14 protein-coding genes are annotated in these 15568 nt (G+C 66.0%); 4 read left to right on the top strand and 10 right to left on the bottom strand.

The window, feature by feature from the left end:
- Positions 1 to 26 precede the first annotated feature (26 nt).
- From QX070_RS12460 to QX070_RS12445, 4 genes are all read right to left on the bottom strand, one after another.
- The gene (locus QX070_RS12460) at positions 27 to 1412 is read right to left on the bottom strand and encodes a CmpA/NrtA family ABC transporter substrate-binding protein (protein ID WP_315737346.1); all 1386 of its coding nucleotides are present in this window, start codon (positions 1410 to 1412) and stop codon (positions 27 to 29) included.
- Positions 1413 to 1518: 106 nt separating this feature from the next.
- Positions 1519 to 2394, bottom strand: coding sequence for a sulfurtransferase (locus tag QX070_RS12455; protein WP_315737345.1), 876 nt, complete (start codon positions 2392 to 2394; stop codon positions 1519 to 1521).
- Between the two features lie 50 nt (positions 2395 to 2444).
- Positions 2445 to 3566, bottom strand: a complete 1122-nt coding sequence (locus QX070_RS12450) for an acyl-CoA dehydrogenase family protein (RefSeq protein ID WP_315737344.1) — start codon at positions 3564 to 3566, stop codon at positions 2445 to 2447.
- A gap of 34 nt (positions 3567 to 3600) precedes the next feature.
- Positions 3601 to 4143 carry an OsmC family protein gene (locus QX070_RS12445; RefSeq protein ID WP_315737343.1) on the bottom strand — a complete coding sequence of 181 codons (543 nt, stop codon included), beginning with the start codon at positions 4141 to 4143 and terminating at the stop codon, positions 3601 to 3603.
- A gap of 257 nt (positions 4144 to 4400) precedes the next feature.
- On the opposite strand from QX070_RS12445, the gene QX070_RS12440 reads away from it, so the two are divergent.
- Complete coding sequence (locus QX070_RS12440) at positions 4401 to 5081, top strand: TetR/AcrR family transcriptional regulator (RefSeq protein ID WP_315737342.1); 681 nt, start codon at positions 4401 to 4403, stop codon at positions 5079 to 5081.
- A gap of 236 nt (positions 5082 to 5317) precedes the next feature.
- Here the strand turns inward: QX070_RS12440 and QX070_RS12435 are convergent, their stop codons facing one another.
- The 4 genes from QX070_RS12435 to QX070_RS12420 form a co-directional block, all read right to left on the bottom strand.
- Entirely contained in the window at positions 5318 to 5533 is a 216-nt protein-coding gene (locus QX070_RS12435; protein WP_315737341.1) for a hypothetical protein, read from the bottom strand.
- A 39-nt stretch (positions 5534 to 5572) separates the two neighbouring features.
- Entirely contained in the window at positions 5573 to 6691 is a 1119-nt protein-coding gene (locus QX070_RS12430) for a DUF2336 domain-containing protein (RefSeq protein ID WP_315737340.1), read from the bottom strand.
- A gap of 207 nt (positions 6692 to 6898) precedes the next feature.
- The gene (locus QX070_RS12425; protein WP_315737339.1) at positions 6899 to 7681 is read right to left on the bottom strand and encodes a hypothetical protein; all 783 of its coding nucleotides are present in this window, start codon (positions 7679 to 7681) and stop codon (positions 6899 to 6901) included.
- Positions 7682 to 7982: 301 nt separating this feature from the next.
- Positions 7983 to 9182 carry a TrmJ/YjtD family RNA methyltransferase gene (locus QX070_RS12420; RefSeq protein ID WP_315737338.1) on the bottom strand — a complete coding sequence of 400 codons (1200 nt, stop codon included), beginning with the start codon at positions 9180 to 9182 and terminating at the stop codon, positions 7983 to 7985.
- Between the two features lie 300 nt (positions 9183 to 9482).
- Between QX070_RS12420 and QX070_RS12415 the strand changes: the two genes are divergently transcribed.
- Together QX070_RS12415 and QX070_RS12410 are read left to right on the top strand one after the other, a co-directional pair.
- The gene (locus tag QX070_RS12415) at positions 9483 to 10697 is read left to right on the top strand and encodes an NADP-dependent isocitrate dehydrogenase (RefSeq protein WP_315737337.1); all 1215 of its coding nucleotides are present in this window, start codon (positions 9483 to 9485) and stop codon (positions 10695 to 10697) included.
- A gap of 98 nt (positions 10698 to 10795) precedes the next feature.
- Positions 10796 to 11302, top strand: a complete 507-nt coding sequence (locus QX070_RS12410) for a DUF3455 domain-containing protein (RefSeq protein WP_315737336.1) — start codon at positions 10796 to 10798, stop codon at positions 11300 to 11302.
- A 6-nt stretch (positions 11303 to 11308) separates the two neighbouring features.
- On the opposite strand, the gene QX070_RS12405 is transcribed toward QX070_RS12410, so the two are convergent.
- Together QX070_RS12405 and QX070_RS12400 are read right to left on the bottom strand one after the other, a co-directional pair.
- The gene (locus tag QX070_RS12405; protein WP_315737335.1) at positions 11309 to 12967 is read right to left on the bottom strand and encodes a copper resistance D family protein; all 1659 of its coding nucleotides are present in this window, start codon (positions 12965 to 12967) and stop codon (positions 11309 to 11311) included.
- Between the two features lie 2 nt (positions 12968 to 12969).
- Complete coding sequence (locus QX070_RS12400; protein WP_315737334.1) at positions 12970 to 13335, bottom strand: copper resistance protein CopC; 366 nt, start codon at positions 13333 to 13335, stop codon at positions 12970 to 12972.
- A gap of 320 nt (positions 13336 to 13655) precedes the next feature.
- On the opposite strand from QX070_RS12400, the gene ilvD reads away from it, so the two are divergent.
- Positions 13656 to 15497 carry a dihydroxy-acid dehydratase gene (ilvD, locus tag QX070_RS12395; protein WP_315737333.1) on the top strand — a complete coding sequence of 614 codons (1842 nt, stop codon included), beginning with the start codon at positions 13656 to 13658 and terminating at the stop codon, positions 15495 to 15497.
- Positions 15498 to 15568: the final 71 nt, after the last annotated feature.

The raw sequence follows: 15568 nt of genomic DNA, 5'->3' as shown, positions 1-15568 counted from the left end.
CGGCAGCGTCGCCCTCGTCGCCCCCATCACGACGCCTTCTTGATCTTGAAGCTGGCGACGTAGTCGTCCGGCTTGGTCGGGTCGAACGGCTTGCCCATCACCGAGAACGATTTGTAGGAGTCCTTTGGCGGCGAGAGCCCCATCTCGGTCATGACCTTACGGGTGTCGGTGGCGAGATAGATCTGCTCGGCGACCGCCTTGTAGTCGACATCGCCCTTGATCTGGCCCCAGCGCTTCATCTGGGTCAGCATCCACACCGCGAAGGACTGCCACGGGAACGGATCGAAATCGACGCGCTTCGGATCGGTCTTCACCCCGCCGAGGCCGTCGGCATAGGTGCCGGTCAGCACCTGCTCCAGCACCGTCACCGGCGCATTGATGTAGTTGGCCGGCGCGATCGCCTCGGCGATCTGCTTGCGGTTCTCGGCCTTCGACGCATAGGCGGTGGCATCGACGATGGCGCGGGTCAGCGCGGCGAAGCTGTTCGGCGCGGCCGTGATGAACTCGCGGCTCGCCGCGAAGCTGCAGCAGGGGTGACCGTCCCAGATCTCCTTCGAGAGAATATGCAGGAAGCCGACGCCGTCAAAGATCGCACGCTGGCAGATGTTGTCCGGCGCGAGGAAGCCGTCGATGTTGTCGGCGCGCAGGTTCGCGACCATCTCCGGCGGCGGCACCGAGCGCAGTTGCACGTCGGTGTCGGGATCGAGGCCGTGCTCGGCGAGATAATAGCGCAAGAGATAATTGTGCATCGAATAGTCGAACGGAATGGCGAACTTCATGCCCTTCCAGTCCTTCGGGTCGCGCTTGTCCTTGTGCTTCATCGCAAGCACGATGCCCTGCCCGTTGATGTTCTCGATCGCGGGCACGGTAAACGGGATCGGCTGCGCGCCGAGTCCGAGCGAGATCGCGATCGGCATCGGTGCCAGCATATGCGAGGCGTCGTATTCCTTGTTGATGGTCTTGTCACGGATGACGGCCCAGCCCGCCGTCTTCACGACCTCGACGTTCAGGCCGGCCTTGGAATAAAAGCCGAGCGGCGCGGCCATGATGATCGGCGTCGCGCAGGTGATCGGGATGAAGCCGACCTTGAGATCCTTCTTCTCGGGCGCGCCCGCTTCGGCAAAGGCTTCGGTCGCCGTCTTCAGCGGAAAGAATTGTGAGACCGCGGCGAGCGCGGTGGCGGCGCCCACCGACTTCAGGAACGCGCGACGGGTGGCTGCTTCCGGAAACACCGCACGCAGCACGGCTGACGCGACCACGTTCTCGTAACGCTTCTCGGTGGAGTCCGCCACGGGCTCACAGCGCAGCGTCCGCACGGCGTGCTCGTGTTCGGCCGGACTGCGATGCTGGCCGCAGATACAACCGGCATTCACGCTGGCCTCGGCATCGAACGGATCATCGAAAATCGACATGTGCTGCGCCCCTTTGTCACACCTGCGCTGACTGCGCCTTCGAACTGCTCATCCGGCCGCATTTTTCAGCGGCCGGACGTGCCCTTGCGAATTTTCTATGCAGCTTTTATGCCGCCTTGCTGGTCATCGCCGGCATCGGCAGACCTTCCTCGATCGGCAGCGACGGGTCGCGCGACCACTCGTTCCACGAGCCGAAATACATCCGCACATCCTTCACGCCGGCGTTCTTCAGAGCGAGGAAGGTGTTCGACGCACGCGCGCCCTTGAAGCAGTAGAGATAGACCGGCGTGTCGACCGTGATGCCGACAGTGGCGCATTCGGCGAGGATCTCGTCCTTCGACTTGAAGCGCGGACCTTCGGCGGTCGGCTTCATCATGCGGTACCATTCGAGCCAGACGGCGCCGGGGATGCGGCCCTTGCGCGGGCAGAAATCCTTGCCGTAGGGCGAGGAGGAATCGCCGATCCACTCGTCGACATCGCGGACATCGAGAATGGCGATGGCGGGATTGCCGACCGCCGCGAGCATGGCCTTGGCGTCGATCAGGATGCTGCCCGCCTCCGGCACGATGCTGAACGAGGCCTTGGTCGGCGACGGCGCATCGGTGGTCACGGCCATGCCTGCGGCAACCCAGGCATCGTAGCCGCCATGCAGCACCTTGATCTTGGGATAGCCCAGCATCGTCAGCAGGAAGTAGCCGCGGCAGGACTGGCCGAAGCCGGAGTTCATCGACTGCTCGTAGACGACGGCGGTCTCGGCACCCGACAGGCCGGCGGCGCCGAACGCGTCGGCGAATTTCGTCTTCAGCTCCTCGATGCCTTCCGGCGTCGACGTCGCGAGATAGGTGAAGATCTCATGGACGTTGACCGCGCCGGGAAGATGTCCCGCGCCATAGGCATCCGGATTGCGGGTGTCGATGACGACACACGGTTCTTTCTTGATGAAATCAGCGAGTTCGCCGGCAGTAATCAGAACGTCCGTCATGGCAGGCCTCTCCTGGTCTAAACTTTGTTGGTTTGCCGTTCTCGCCGGCGTCAGCCGTCGGCGAGCATCTTGCGGAGCTGCTTGGTCGCGGGGGTGACGATCGCGACGAAATAGGCCTCGCGCAGGCGACGTTCGGCGCGATTGCCCTTGATGTAGCCGCGCGCTCCGCAATGGAGCATCGCGGCGTGAGCCGCAGCCACGCTGGCCTCCCCGGCCCGGAGGCGCAGCGCGACGACCTTGCGCCAGGTGGTCTCGTCCGTGTTGAACGGATCGCTGGCGAGGATCATGGTCTCCCGTGCGAGCTCATCGGCGAGCGCGCTGAAGTCGACCGGCTGCTGCGGCAGATAGCGGTTGACGTGGCCGAGCGGCGCCTCGACCTCCTGCATGATCTTGATGCAGTCCCTGATCAGGCCGAGCGCCATGCCGGCCTGCAGAAGAATGAAGCCGGCGCGGATCTTCTTCACGAAGGGGCCAGCGGGATCTGCCAGAATCAGTTCGTCCGGCACGAACAGGTCGCGGAGCTGGATGCCGTAGGTGCCGGTGCCGTCCATTGCGAGAAACTGCTGGCACGGCTGCAGCGTCACCGCCGGGTCCGAACAGTCGACGATGAACATCACGATCTCGCCGGGCGCATCCTCGCGCTCGAAGATCGTGCCGAACATGTGGTCCGGCCCGAGGTTCGAGACCCAGGGCAGCACGCCGCGCACGACGTAGCCGCCCTCCACCTTCCGGCCCTTCAGCTTGAGCTTCTCGATGCCGAAGAAGCTCTTCATCGGGTTGGAAAGGCCGGTGCCGCCGAGCAGCCTGCCGCTCGCGGCATCGTCGAGCAGACGCTTCTTGAGCGCCTTGTTGTCCGAATTGGCGATGTACCAGACCAGCGTGTTCTGGCACCACGCCATGAAGGCGGAAGCGCCGCAGACCTCGCCGATCGCCGAGATCGAATCGATGGCGCAGTTGAGATCGGCCTTGCCGCTCTCAGGCACGTGGCTGCTCCACGCACCGACCTCGCCGAAGCGGCGGAGAACGTCAGCCGGATACACCGTTCCGGCGTCGATTCCGCTGGCCAGCGGCGCAAGCTCGTTGCGCGCGATCGCCGCGACCTGCTCCACGGTCGACGGCACGGGCATCACGCCCGCACTGTCGATCGCCAGATGCTGTCCGAGTGAACCCATGACGTCCTCCGCTCCACATGGCCTCGAGCCAGGCTCAGACGCCGACCTCGAGATTGACAGGCCGCGTGAAGGTGTTGGCGACGGGCGACCACTTCTTCACGTGGTCGACCAGGGCCTGGACCTCCTCCTTGGAAATGCCTTCGCACTCCATGTCGACCTTGACGCGCACGTCGGTGAAGCCGACCGGCTTCTCGCTGACGTCGCCTGTGCCCCAGACGGCGGTGATGTTGAGGTCGCCCTCGAGCTCCAGCTCGAGCTTGTTGACGGTCCAGCCGCGATGCACGGCATTGGCGTGCAAACCCACCGCAAGGCAGGAGCCGAGCGCGGCCAGCGAGGCCTCCGACGGATTGGGCGCGGTGTCGTCACCGAGCAGGCCCGGCGGCTCGTCGACGATGTAGGGCGCGAGGTTGCGGATGTAGTTGGCGTGGCGGAACTTGCCTTCCGCCACGGTCTTGCACTTCAGGGTCTTGATGACCTTGGGGTTGGCCTTGCCGTTGACGATGAGCTGTTCGAGCCCGTTCTTGTCGATGGGTGCGAGGCAGCCCGTCAGCGCCGTCTTCTGAACCACAGCGGTCATCTCATTTCTCTCCCTGGGATGAGGATACCGAACGGTCTGTATCCTGCACGAAGCGTGCCAGAGAGGCCGAAAATCAAAAGCCGGAATGATCCTCGCGGCTTACGCGATCAGGGTGGCGAGCAGCGCCCCGCCACGACCCAGCCGCTGCCCAAGCGCGATGCAGAATGCCGCCTCCAGCGATCAAATTGAGCGCAACGCTGCCTCGACCGCATCAGCAGCCTTGCTGACTCACGCGCACAGCGATTAAGCTCGTACACATGGGCAAGTCAGCTGCGGGCAAACAAACCGGCAAGAAGCAGGCGATCGCAAGGACGATCGCGGCCAGCGACGACGAATCCGCGCGCGGCCGTCTGCTCGGCGCCGCCACGCGGCTGTTCTGCAAGAACGGCATCAATGCCACCGGCATCGATGCGATCATCAGTGAGGCGGGCACCGCGAAGACCACGCTCTACAAGCTGTTCGGATCAAAGACCGCGCTCGTCACCGCCGTGCTCGAAAGCGAAGGCAAGCAGTGGCGTGAATGGTTCATCGCGGAAATGGAGAGCGGCGGCGGTGACGCCGAGACCAAGCTGGCACGCATCTTTCCGGCGCTGAAGAGCTGGTTCGGCGAGGAGCGCTTCTACGGCTGTCCCTTCATCAATGCAGTCGGCGAGCACGACAAGGACCAGAAGCAGTTTCGCACCATTGCAATGCGCCACAAGAAAGTGGTGCTGGCGCATATCGAGAAGCTCGCCCGTGAGATGGGCGCTGCCGAGCCGGAGAGCTTCTCGCATCAGCTCGCACTGCTGATCGACGGCGCGATCGTGGCGGCGATGGTGTCACGCAATCCCGAGGTCGCGGACACGGCCGGGCTGGCCGCGAAGGCGCTGATCGAGCCGGCGAAGCACAAGACGGGAAAGCGCCTCGGCAAGCCGGACACGCAGCTCGCCGCTGTGTGAAGCGGCCTGCTCGCCCTGAGTCCCACCCACCGTCATTCCGGGGCAAGGCCGCAGGCCTTGAACCTGGAAGCTCTATCTTGTCTTGCGTCCATTCCTCACAATCTCGAGATTCCGGATTCAATCGCCAACGCGCAAGCGCGTTGGCGATTGCCCCGGAATGACGGCGGAATGGACGGGGAGGACGGAGCTGTCAACTCGTGACGCCGCGGAGCGCCCGTGCAAAGCCATCAATCGAACTAACGGAAGTAGTCTGTCACAAGCTTCACGTCGGCCTGATCCGCGACTGCGCCGTTCAGGCTCGAATCGATCACGCGGCGGCAGGCGGCGACCGCAGCCTCGTCGCCGAGCTCGTTGGCCGCTTCGAGCACATGCCAGGCCGCATCGACTGCCGCGCCGTCCGCAGGCGCCTCGCGATGGCCGAGCCGTTGCTCTCCGCGAAGAGGAAATCCCATGCCGCTCATCCGCGATCACCTCCGTCCGTCGCTGCAGGTTCAATACGCCGCGGCGCGCGGCGCGGACGCCTTGCCGCCTTTGCCTGGATTCTTGCGGGACTGATAGAATTCGAGCACGCTGCGCGACGTCTGCGACTGGAGCTTGGCATAGTCGCGCTCCAGCTCCTGCAGCTCGCCGGCCGTGATGCGATGTTCGCGGGCGCCGAGGAAGGCGAGCGCCATCATCGTATCCCAGGTAAAGCCAAGCGCCTTGGCGAGCATCAGCAGCATCTCACGGTTACGGTCGAACAAGGCGCGCTCGACGACGTCGACCGGCAGTCCCGACAGCAGCGCGAGGCCGATCGTCACCTCCTCGACCTTGTGTGCCGTCGCATAGCTGGCAATGGTGCTCTCGTGCAGATTGCCGAGGCGATGCTGGATCGTCACGGTGCGCTTGGCGACGAAGTAGTTGCGCGAGCCGGGGCCGAACTTCGACTGCAGGTCGCCGGCGATGTTGGCGACCGAGCTACTGATCTCGCCAAGCAGCTCCGGCCGCTCCCCGGCCAGCCGCTTGCCGACATCGTCCGAGGCCTTGGCGATCAGTTGCTGGAACAGGTGGCGCGGGATGTCGAGCCGCCGGCCGAGATGCTCGGCGAGGATCGAGTCGTTCTCTGCTCGCTGGACCATGTGCAGGAAACCGGCACCGGAGAACTGGGCGCCCTGATTGCGCGCCACCGCCGTGGCGACGTCACGGTTGCCGCGCGTGGCCAGCACGTCGGTCACCGCCGGGCTCAGCGTTCGGCGTTCGGCGATCGCGAGCAGATGGTCCTGGCTCTTGGTGCTGGCGTTCTCGACCAGCGTGGCGTCATCGAGCCGCTCGGACTCGCGCAGCACTGGACCGGCGACCCAGATCTCGTCGTCGAAGGCCAGCTTGCGGATGACGCTGGCCGGCGAATATTCGATCCTGGCGAGGCGATCCGCAAGCTTGGCGCGCGCTTCGATCTCGATCTCGTCGGCGAGCCGGCCGATCACCTCGCCGAAGGTGGCGATCTCCTCCTCGCAGTAGCGCCCCGCGATCAGCAGGTCGGTCGCATGCCACAGCGCGCGCTCGCGGCTGTCGGCGGTTCCCCGCGCAATCGCATCCTCGAGGTCCCGCAACACCGATCTGGTTTCGTTCATGATGAAAGGCCGCACAGTTGCAACGATGAAAGGGCAATGCGCAGATCATAGCGTTCGAACCCGAGCGTTCCGTAACCCGCGCCGTGCGGATTTGACCGGGCATTTTCACTCAAATGCGCGCGTGCGCGTTAAGCATGCGGCCGGGGATCCGGTCGCGGCGCGATCGCCGCGCCGATCCGTTCTTCCCGCGCGAGCGACGCAGGAGGCCTACGGCATGACGCGGAGCGCGCGCGCCTCAGCCTCGGCGACCGAGCGTTCGCGCGATGTCCACGGGCACTCGGCGAGAGCGCGGTCGATCAATTGCATGGCATCACGCTCACGACTCTGGTCGAGCATCAGCTCGCCGGCGAAGAAGCTCGCCTCGCAACGCCGTGCCCTGCGCGTGGCGGGAGCACCACGGTCGGCCGCCGCAAGCACAGCCTCTGTCGTCTCCTGCCCGAGGAAGAGACGGACGATCGGGGCCGGCCATTTGCCCATGTCGAGCCGCTTCGCGTGGTCGGCGAGCTCGCTCGGCAGGCCGGCGCGGCGGCGGGCCAGATCCAGCCACAGGGCCGCATCGGCATTGTGGGGATCGATCTCGCTGAGCCATCTGAAATCGTCGTGCGACTGCTCCAGAAGACCCGCCTGGAAGCTTGCGATCCCCAGCGCGCGATAGGCTTGCGCCCGGTAGCCGTTGCGCCCGAACGCCCGCCCGAAACCCGACCCCGGCTGCGGCTCGCTCTCGCGCAGATCAGGAGCGGCGCGATCGAATGCGGCAAGAAGACCGGCCGAGGACTGCTCGATGACGATCTTGTAGTCGTCGATCGCATGCTCGACGTCTCCCTTGCGGAAATAGGCTCCGGCGCGCGCGAAACGGGCCTCGATCACCAGCGGCGTCGCCGGCTTGCCGTGCTCGATCACCATGGTGCAACCGGCAATGCGCTCTTCGGCGCCGAGATCGGCCGCGGTCGTGCACCGCTTCGCGCCGGCTGCGTGGGCACTTGCCGACAAGCCGAAGATCGAACCGATGATCAACGCACAACACAGAAACGAGCGCCATCGTCGCGTAGTCATGAATGCCCCCTTGGTCTTGCTCTTTGTGCTGCGATCTAACCAAAACCGATCGGGCAAACCACAATCTGGAATTGCGATCGCAAATCATCCTTCAGCCGGTGTAAACGGGATCGCAGACTCGGCCTGCCCTGGATGTTTGGATCAACTGCTACGGCGGTGTGAGCCACGCGACGGCGCAATCGGCGATTGCGCTCACGCGTGGCAGGCGGCGCCGTGCAGCCGGCAATGCGACCGTCAGCTACTTCGCTTCGGCGATGAGCGCCTGCAGCCGCACCAGCTCGGCCTCGAGATTCCCTTCGACATCCGCCGCCTTCACTTCGGTGACGCGGTAGTCGCGGCTTTCCAGCCACGCCCGTCGCGCGCTGCGGTCGGCGACGACGCCCTCGCTCTCGCCGGGGCCCACCAGCTCAATGGCGAGGCGGTGGATGAAAGAGACGAAGTCGGGGATGTGGCGGCCGACCGGGGTCTGGCGCTTGAACTGGCCGGCGAAGCGGCGGTCGCGCGACAGCGCGTGCCACAGCGCGCGCTCGGCGTCGGTCGGGTTGCGGCGGAGCAGCCGCGCCAGCCCGCGCAGCGAGCCGCGCGAATCCGGCAGGTTCGCCACCGTGCCCTGCTCGGCGATCAGGGCGCGCAGACGCGTGGCCTGCTCGCTGTCGAGCACGCCGCCCTTGGCCGGCCCCTTGCGCCCCTCGGCGATCGCCATGACCACGCCGTGCAGGGTGTGGATGTCCTGCCGCGACGGCTCCATGCGGAAGAAGATGTTGCGCAGGTTGACCAGCATGGTCTCGCGCTTCTCGGCCGGCCGCAGGAATTCGACCCGGTCGAGCTCGCGCACCAGGTTCTCGAAGAACGCTTCCATCTGATCCTGGGAGGCGCGCTCGGAGCGCTCTGGCATCGCGAACGGCAGCGAGCCTGACGTGACCAGCTTGAACCATTCATAGCCCATCAGCAGCACCGCCTGGGCGAGGTTCAGCGAGGCAAAGCCTGGATTGACCGGATAGGTGACGATGCGGTTGGCGCGGGCGACCTCCTCGTTGGTCAGGCCCGCGCGCTCGCGGCCGAACAGGATGCCAGCCCGGCCGCCAGCGGCGATCTGGCCCTGCATCTCGCGGGCGGCCGCCTCCGGTCCCATCACCGGCTTGGCCTGGTCGTGGGCGCGGGCGGTGGTCGCGAAGACGAGGTCGAGGTCGGCGATCGCCTCCGGCAGGGTGTCGAACAGCCGGACATGATCGATGATGTGGTCGGCCCCGGCGGCAGCCCGCTGGGCGGCGATGTTCGGCCAGCCGTCGCGCGGATTGACCAGGCGCAGCTCGGACAGCGCGAAATTGCCCATGGCGCGCGCGGCCATGCCGATGTTCTCGCCGAGCTGCGGCTCGACCAGGATCACCACCGGGCCTGCAATCTCCAATCCCACCTTGGTCTTGTCGGTGCCCGACACGCTCAATCCTCGCCCTCTGAATCCGGTTGAAGCGCCCGCGGCGCGCCCTGCCCGCTCCGTTGACCTGACCGGAGAGAATTCTCAAGCAAAATAATCGGCTTAGCCAAGAATTTTAGGGTTTGCTCGAACCTGCAGACCGGCCGGCAGCCGCCGTTGCCCACCGCATGAGCGGGCTGCGAAAATCAGCACCGGGCGCATACCGGGTGCGCTTCCGCCCGCGGTGCAGCAGTGCTATGACGCGCTTGATTTCACAAGCGCTTTCCACTCCTGGCGCGCTGTTCCCAAGAGGCCCCATCGATCATGGCAAAAATCAAGGTGACCAACCCGGTCGTCGAGCTCGACGGCGACGAGATGACCCGGATCATCTGGCAGTACATCAAGGACAAGCTGATCAACCCCTTCCTTGATATCGACCTGATGTATTTCGACCTGGGGATGGAGAACCGCGACAAGACCAACGATCAGATCACGATCGATGCCGCCAACGCGATCAAGAAGGTCGGCGTCGGCGTCAAGTGCGCCACCATCACCCCGGACGAGGCGCGCGTGAAGGAGTTCGGCCTCAAGGAGATGTGGAAGTCGCCGAACGGCACCATCCGCAACATCCTGGGCGGCGTCGTGTTCCGCGAGCCGATCATCTGCAAGAACGTGCCGCGCCTCGTCCCCGGCTGGACCAAGCCGATCATCATCGGCCGCCACGCCTATGGCGACCAGTACCGCGCCACCGACTTCAAATTCCCCGGCAAGGGCGTGCTGACGATGAAGTTCGTCGGCGACGACGGCACCGTGATCGAGAAGGAAGTCTTCAGGGCGCCGGGCGCCGGCGTCGCGATGGAGATGTACAACCTCGACGAGTCGATCTACGACTTCGCCCGCGCCTCGCTCAACATGGGCCTCGCCAAGAACTACTCGGTCTACCTCTCGACCAAGAACACCATCCTCAAGGTCTATGACGGCCGCTTCAAGGACATCTTCCAGGAGGTGTACGAGAAGGAGTTCAAGGACAAGTTCGAGGCCAAGAAGATCACCTATGAGCACCGCCTGATCGACGACATGGTCGCCGCGGCGCTGAAGTGGTCGGGCGGCTATGTCTGGGCCTGCAAGAACTATGACGGCGACGTGCAGTCCGACACCGTGGCCCAGGGTTACGGCTCGCTCGGCCTGATGACCTCGGTGCTGATGACCCCGGATGGCCAGACCGTCGAGGCCGAGGCCGCCCACGGCACGGTGACCCGCCATTTCCGCGAGCACCAGAAGGGCAAGGAGACCTCGACCAACTCGATCGCCTCGATCTTCGCCTGGACCCGCGGCCTGTCGCACCGCGCCAAGCTCGACAACAATGCCGAGCTGGCGAAGTTCGCCGCCACGCTGGAGAAGGTCTGCGTCGACACCGTCGAGTCCGGCTACATGACCAAGGACCTTGCACTCCTGGTCGGCGCCGACCAGCGCTGGCTGTCGACCACCGGCTTCCTCGACAAGATCGCGGAAAACCTCACCAAGGCGATGGCGGCGTAAGTTTCCCCACTTTCGCCTTCTGGTTTCGTCACCTATCAACGGGCCGCGCCACCAGCGTGGCCCGTTTCCGTTTTCCCCTGCCGTCGAGGAACCTGATCATGCGCTTGACCTCATCGCTCGCCCTGCTGTTGCTCGGGGCCCAGATCGGCTCCTCCCACGCCGCAGAGACCACGATTCCCGATGCGCTGGTCGCCGCCGGCGAAAAGGCCGTGCTGACGCTGCATGCCGAGGGCGCGCAGGTCTACGACTGCAAGACCGACAAGGACGGCAAGCTCGCCTGGACCTTCCGTGAGCCGATCGCCACCCTGTTCGCGGACGGCAAGACCGTCGGCCGGCACTATGCCGGGCCGAGCTGGGAGCACCAGGACGGCTCGATCGTCGGCGGCCGGGTGCAAGGCACCGCCATCGGCGCCACCGACAACGACATCCCCTGGCTGAAGCTCGCCGTCATTTCTCACCGCGGCGCTCAGGGCGTGCTCTCCGACGTCACCACGGTGCAGCGGATCAACACCGCCGGCGGCAAGCTGGAAGGCACCTGCGACACCGCCGGGCAATTCCGCAGCGTCGCCTATTCCGCAGATTACGTGTTCCTGCGGAAGGAGTGAGGCTCGTTACGCCTCGCGATAATCCAGCAGGATCAGCCCGACCAGCACGAAGGCCACCGGCCAGACCCAGGCGGCGGCGCGGCTGATGCGGCCGTCCAGGCGCAGCTCGAGCCAGCGCGCCCAGCCGGCGGTGATGCCGCACAGCGCCAGCGGCGTGTGGCTCATCTCGATCAGCAGCTGGTCCTTGATGTTGGCGATGGCGTGCGAATGCGTCAGCAGCAGCGCGCCGCCGGCGGCGACCGTCAGCGGAAACACCAGCGCCGCCCGGCCCGCCGCCTGCCCGCGCAGCCGCACCCGCCATTCGAACAGGCCGAACAGAATGATCAGCACCACGAACAGCCGGTGCTGCGCCACTTCGGGATCGCGCAACGAGGCGAAGAAGCCGATCGGGCCGAGCGGCCAGGCCATCTCGTCGGCGCGCAGGAATAGGAACGCCGCCATCCCCAGGAACAACAGCGGCCAGTGCCGGGCCCAGCGGCCCCAGGAGAAGCGCTCGATCAGCGCGAGCACGCCGATCAGCACGACGAAGATGCCCGCCCAATGGTGGTTGTATTCCGACCAGGCGATGTCGGCGGCGCTGCGCGGCAGGATCACGCCCTCGCCGGGGACATAGGCCTGCGGCGCGGTCACGCGCTGCGCGTCGGCGGCATCGATCCTGGCCTGCAGCTGCGAGATCGTGAGCTGGTCGACCGAGGGGCTCGTCAGCCGCGGCCATTGCGGCGCGGCGCGCGCGACGATCTCCTGCCAGCTCAGCCGGTCCTGGCTGAGATCGATGCCCGGCGGCAGCGAGGTCAGCGAGCCCGCGGTGAGCAGCACCGTCAGCCCGATGCCGAGCTCGACCTCGACGAAGCGCCTCATGCGCAGCAGCGGCGCCGCGGGATCGCGGCGGCGCAAGCGCGCGACGGCGAAGAAGTTGGCTGCACCGAGCGCGAGCAGCATCAGCAGCATCGCGACCTTGGCCGAGGTCATGACGCCGTAAGCGGTGCCGTAGATCGCCGCGAACGCGCCGAGATAGGCGATCGCCATCACAATGCCGCCGATCACGATGGCTGCCACCGAGACCATCGACATCAGCGAGTAGCGCCGGCCGATCAGGCGCTGATCGTCATCCGCCTTGCAGCCGTTCAGCGCCATCAGGAAATACGGCAGGCCGCCGATCCAGACGCCGGCGCCGAGCATGTGCAGGAAGTCGGCGGCAAGCAGCGGCCAGCGCACCTCGAGCCGGCTCGCCGCGTGCGTCAGGTTGAGCTGCAGCAGCAGCGCTGAGATGGTCAGCACAGTCAGCGTCACGACGCGCCAGGCGGCCCAACTGCCGGTCCGGGCGAGCGCCGCGATGCCGAGCGCGCAGGCGGCAACGGCCATGCCGGAGCGGGCGAAATCCGCGCTCGCCGCCGCGCCGAGCGACAGGTCGAGCGTCCCGATCAGCGCCGCCATGTTGACCGCGAGCGAGGCCAGCACGACCGCGAACCAGCCGAATGCGCTTCGGCGCAGGAAACGCTGGCCGCGCTTGCCGACCACGATCGCGTCAGCGGACAGCCTTTGCTGTAGCGGGCGCAGCAGCAACAGCAGAAATGCCAAGCCGCCGATGGTGAAGGACTGTGCCAGCAGGGTCAGGCCGCGCAGCACCACCGAGAGATAGCCGAAGATGTCGAGCAACAGCGACACGGCTAGCGCACGTTGAAAGGAATGTCGCCACGGGTGATGTGGCCATCGACGCTGAGCACCTGCCATTGCAGATGCCAGGCGCCGGGGCTGAGCGCCTTGGCCTCGGCGTCGATCTCGTCGGCAGGCGCGTCGGCTGCCGGAGTAAGCGCCTGCTCGGCTCCGTCGGGCGCGCGCAGCTTCAGCCGCGAGCGGGCGTGATCGATGCGGCTGTTGAAGCGCAGCCGGATCAGTGTCGGCTGCGTCTCGATGGTCCCGCCCGCCGCGGGCTGCGACGAGACGATGATGGCATGGGCCGAGGCGGCGCCGGGAACGCCCAGAAGCAGCGCGGCAAGGGTCGGCAGGTGGCGGAAGCGGATGACGGACGGCATGGGACGCGCGGGCGGCGGAGGCTGCGGCAGGAACGTTCGGGCTGGATCGGGGCGAACAAAACTCGATCGTTCTAATCTAAGCGACCTTCCTGTTCCCGACGTAGCCACAAACGCGTGACCGGGGCCGGCCAGAACCTGCGGGAGCGGCACGAGGCCCCGGCCCTGCCCGGAGGGCATCCCGGAACAGCGAAATTTAGGGTCGAATCATCAAGCACTTCGCTGTATGCCTCGCCGCATCATTGCCGTCCGTCGGTTGTCGGGATCCTTTCCGCCCGCGGACCAACATTGCCTGATCCCGAGGAACGCCTAAGGAAACCGTCATGCCCGCCTATCGCTCCCGCACATCAACCCATGGCCGCAACATGGCCGGCGCCCGCGGCCTGTGGCGCGCCACCGGCATGACCAACGAGGATTTCGGCAAGCCGATCATCGCGGTCGTCAACTCCTTCACCCAGTTCGTGCCCGGCCATGTGCATCTGAAGGATCTCGGCCAGCTGGTGGCGCGGGAGATCGAGAAGGCCGGCGGCGTCGCCAAGGAGTTCGACACCATCGCGGTCGACGACGGCATCGCGATGGGCCATGACGGCATGCTCTACAGCCTGCCCTCGCGCGAGCTGATCGCCGACAGCGTCGAATACATGGTCAACGCGCATTGCGCCGACGCCATGGTGTGCATCTCCAACTGCGACAAGATCACCCCTGGCATGCTGATGGCCGCGATGCGGCTCAACATCCCGGCCGTGTTCGTCTCGGGCGGCCCGATGGAGGCCGGCAAGGTCAACATCGCGGGAAAGCTGCGCAAGGTCGATCTGATCGACGCCATGGTGACCGCCGCCGACGACAAGGTGTCGGACGCGGATGTCGAGGTGATGGAGCGCTCGGCCTGCCCGACCTGCGGCTCCTGCTCCGGCATGTTCACGGCGAACTCGATGAACTGCCTGACCGAGGCGCTCGGCCTGTCCCTGCCCGGCAACGGCTCGGTGCTGGCGACCCATGCCGACCGCAAGGGCCTGTTCGTCGAGGCCGGCCATCTCGTCGTCGACCTCGCCCGCCGCTATTACGAGCAGGACGACGCATCCGTGCTCCCGCGCAACATCGCCAACTTCAAGGCGTTCGAGAACGCGATGAGCCTGGACATCGCGATGGGCGGCTCGACCAACACCGTGCTGCATCTGCTCGCGGCCGCGCATGAGGGGGAAATCCCCTTCACCATGACGGATATCGATCGCCTCTCGCGCAAGGTCCCTTGCCTGTGCAAGGTCGCGCCCGCTGTGGCCGACGTGCACATGGAGGACGTGCATCGCGCCGGCGGCGTGATGGGCATCCTCGGCGAGCTCGCCCGCGCCGGCCTGCTGCACACGGAATTGCCGAGCGTGCATTCGACTTCGCTGGCGGCTGCGCTGGAGCGTTGGGACATCCGCCGGACCGCGAGCGAGAGCGTGAAGAACTTCTATCAAGCCGCGCCCGGCGGCGTGCCGACGCAGGTCGCCTTCAGCCAGGACCGCCGCTACGAGGAGCTCGATCTCGACCGCGAGAAAGGCTGCATCCGCGACATCGAGCACGCCTATTCCAAGGACGGCGGCTTGGCCGTGCTGACCGGCAACATCGCGCGCGACGGCTGCATCGTGAAGACCGCGGGCGTCGATGCCTCGATCCTGAAGTTCTCCGGCCCTGCGCGCGTCATGGAGAGCCAGGACGCCGCGGTCGAAGCCATCCTGACCAACAAGATCAAGGCAGGCGACGTCGTCGTCATCATCTATGAGGGCCCGCGCGGCGGCCCGGGCATGCAGGAGATGCTGTATCCGACCAGCTATCTGAAGTCGAAGGGCCTCGGCAAAGCTTGTGCGCTGATCACCGACGGCCGCTTCTCCGGCGGCACCTCGGGGCTCTCGATCGGCCACGTCTCGCCGGAAGCTGCCGAGGGCGGCCTGATCGGCCTCGTCCAGGACGGCGACCGCATCGAGATCGACATCCCCAACCGCACCATCCATCTCGCAGTGTCGGATGAGGAGCTCGCCAACCGGCGCGCAGCGATGGCGGCGAAGGGCGATCAAGCCTGGAAGCCGAAGACCCGCGCCCGCAAGGTCTCGACCGCGCTGAAAGCCTATGCGGCGTTCGCGTCGAGCGCCGCCAAGGGCGCGGTGCGCATCGTCAAGGAGTAAGACCGATCTGTTCGGTCGGCAGCACCGGTCCTTTCCGACCGGTTGCTGCGGCCGGCGGCCGCGGCCTCACC

The sequence above is a fragment of the Bradyrhizobium sp. SZCCHNR1093 genome, from assembly GCF_032381175.1.
In the GTDB taxonomy this organism is placed as follows: domain Bacteria; phylum Pseudomonadota; class Alphaproteobacteria; order Rhizobiales; family Xanthobacteraceae; genus Bradyrhizobium.
This window is presented reverse-complemented; position numbering and strand designations above follow the sequence as displayed.

Coding starts and splice junctions, on each gene's coding strand:
- QX070_RS12460 (WP_315737346.1), bottom strand. CDS start 1,412: ATGTCGATTTTCGATGATCCGTTCGATGCCGAGGCCAGCGTGAATGCC.
- QX070_RS12455 (WP_315737345.1), bottom strand. CDS start 2,394: ATGACGGACGTTCTGATTACTGCCGGCGAACTCGCTGATTTCATCAAG.
- QX070_RS12450 (WP_315737344.1), bottom strand. CDS start 3,566: ATGGGTTCACTCGGACAGCATCTGGCGATCGACAGTGCGGGCGTGATG.
- QX070_RS12445 (WP_315737343.1), bottom strand. CDS start 4,143: ATGACCGCTGTGGTTCAGAAGACGGCGCTGACGGGCTGCCTCGCACCC.
- QX070_RS12440 (WP_315737342.1), top strand. CDS start 4,401: ATGGGCAAGTCAGCTGCGGGCAAACAAACCGGCAAGAAGCAGGCGATC.
- QX070_RS12435 (WP_315737341.1), bottom strand. CDS start 5,533: ATGGGATTTCCTCTTCGCGGAGAGCAACGGCTCGGCCATCGCGAGGCG.
- QX070_RS12430 (WP_315737340.1), bottom strand. CDS start 6,691: ATGAACGAAACCAGATCGGTGTTGCGGGACCTCGAGGATGCGATTGCG.
- QX070_RS12415 (WP_315737337.1), top strand. CDS start 9,483: ATGGCAAAAATCAAGGTGACCAACCCGGTCGTCGAGCTCGACGGCGAC.
- QX070_RS12410 (WP_315737336.1), top strand. CDS start 10,796: ATGCGCTTGACCTCATCGCTCGCCCTGCTGTTGCTCGGGGCCCAGATC.
- QX070_RS12400 (WP_315737334.1), bottom strand. CDS start 13,335: ATGCCGTCCGTCATCCGCTTCCGCCACCTGCCGACCCTTGCCGCGCTG.
- ilvD (WP_315737333.1), top strand. CDS start 13,656: ATGCCCGCCTATCGCTCCCGCACATCAACCCATGGCCGCAACATGGCC.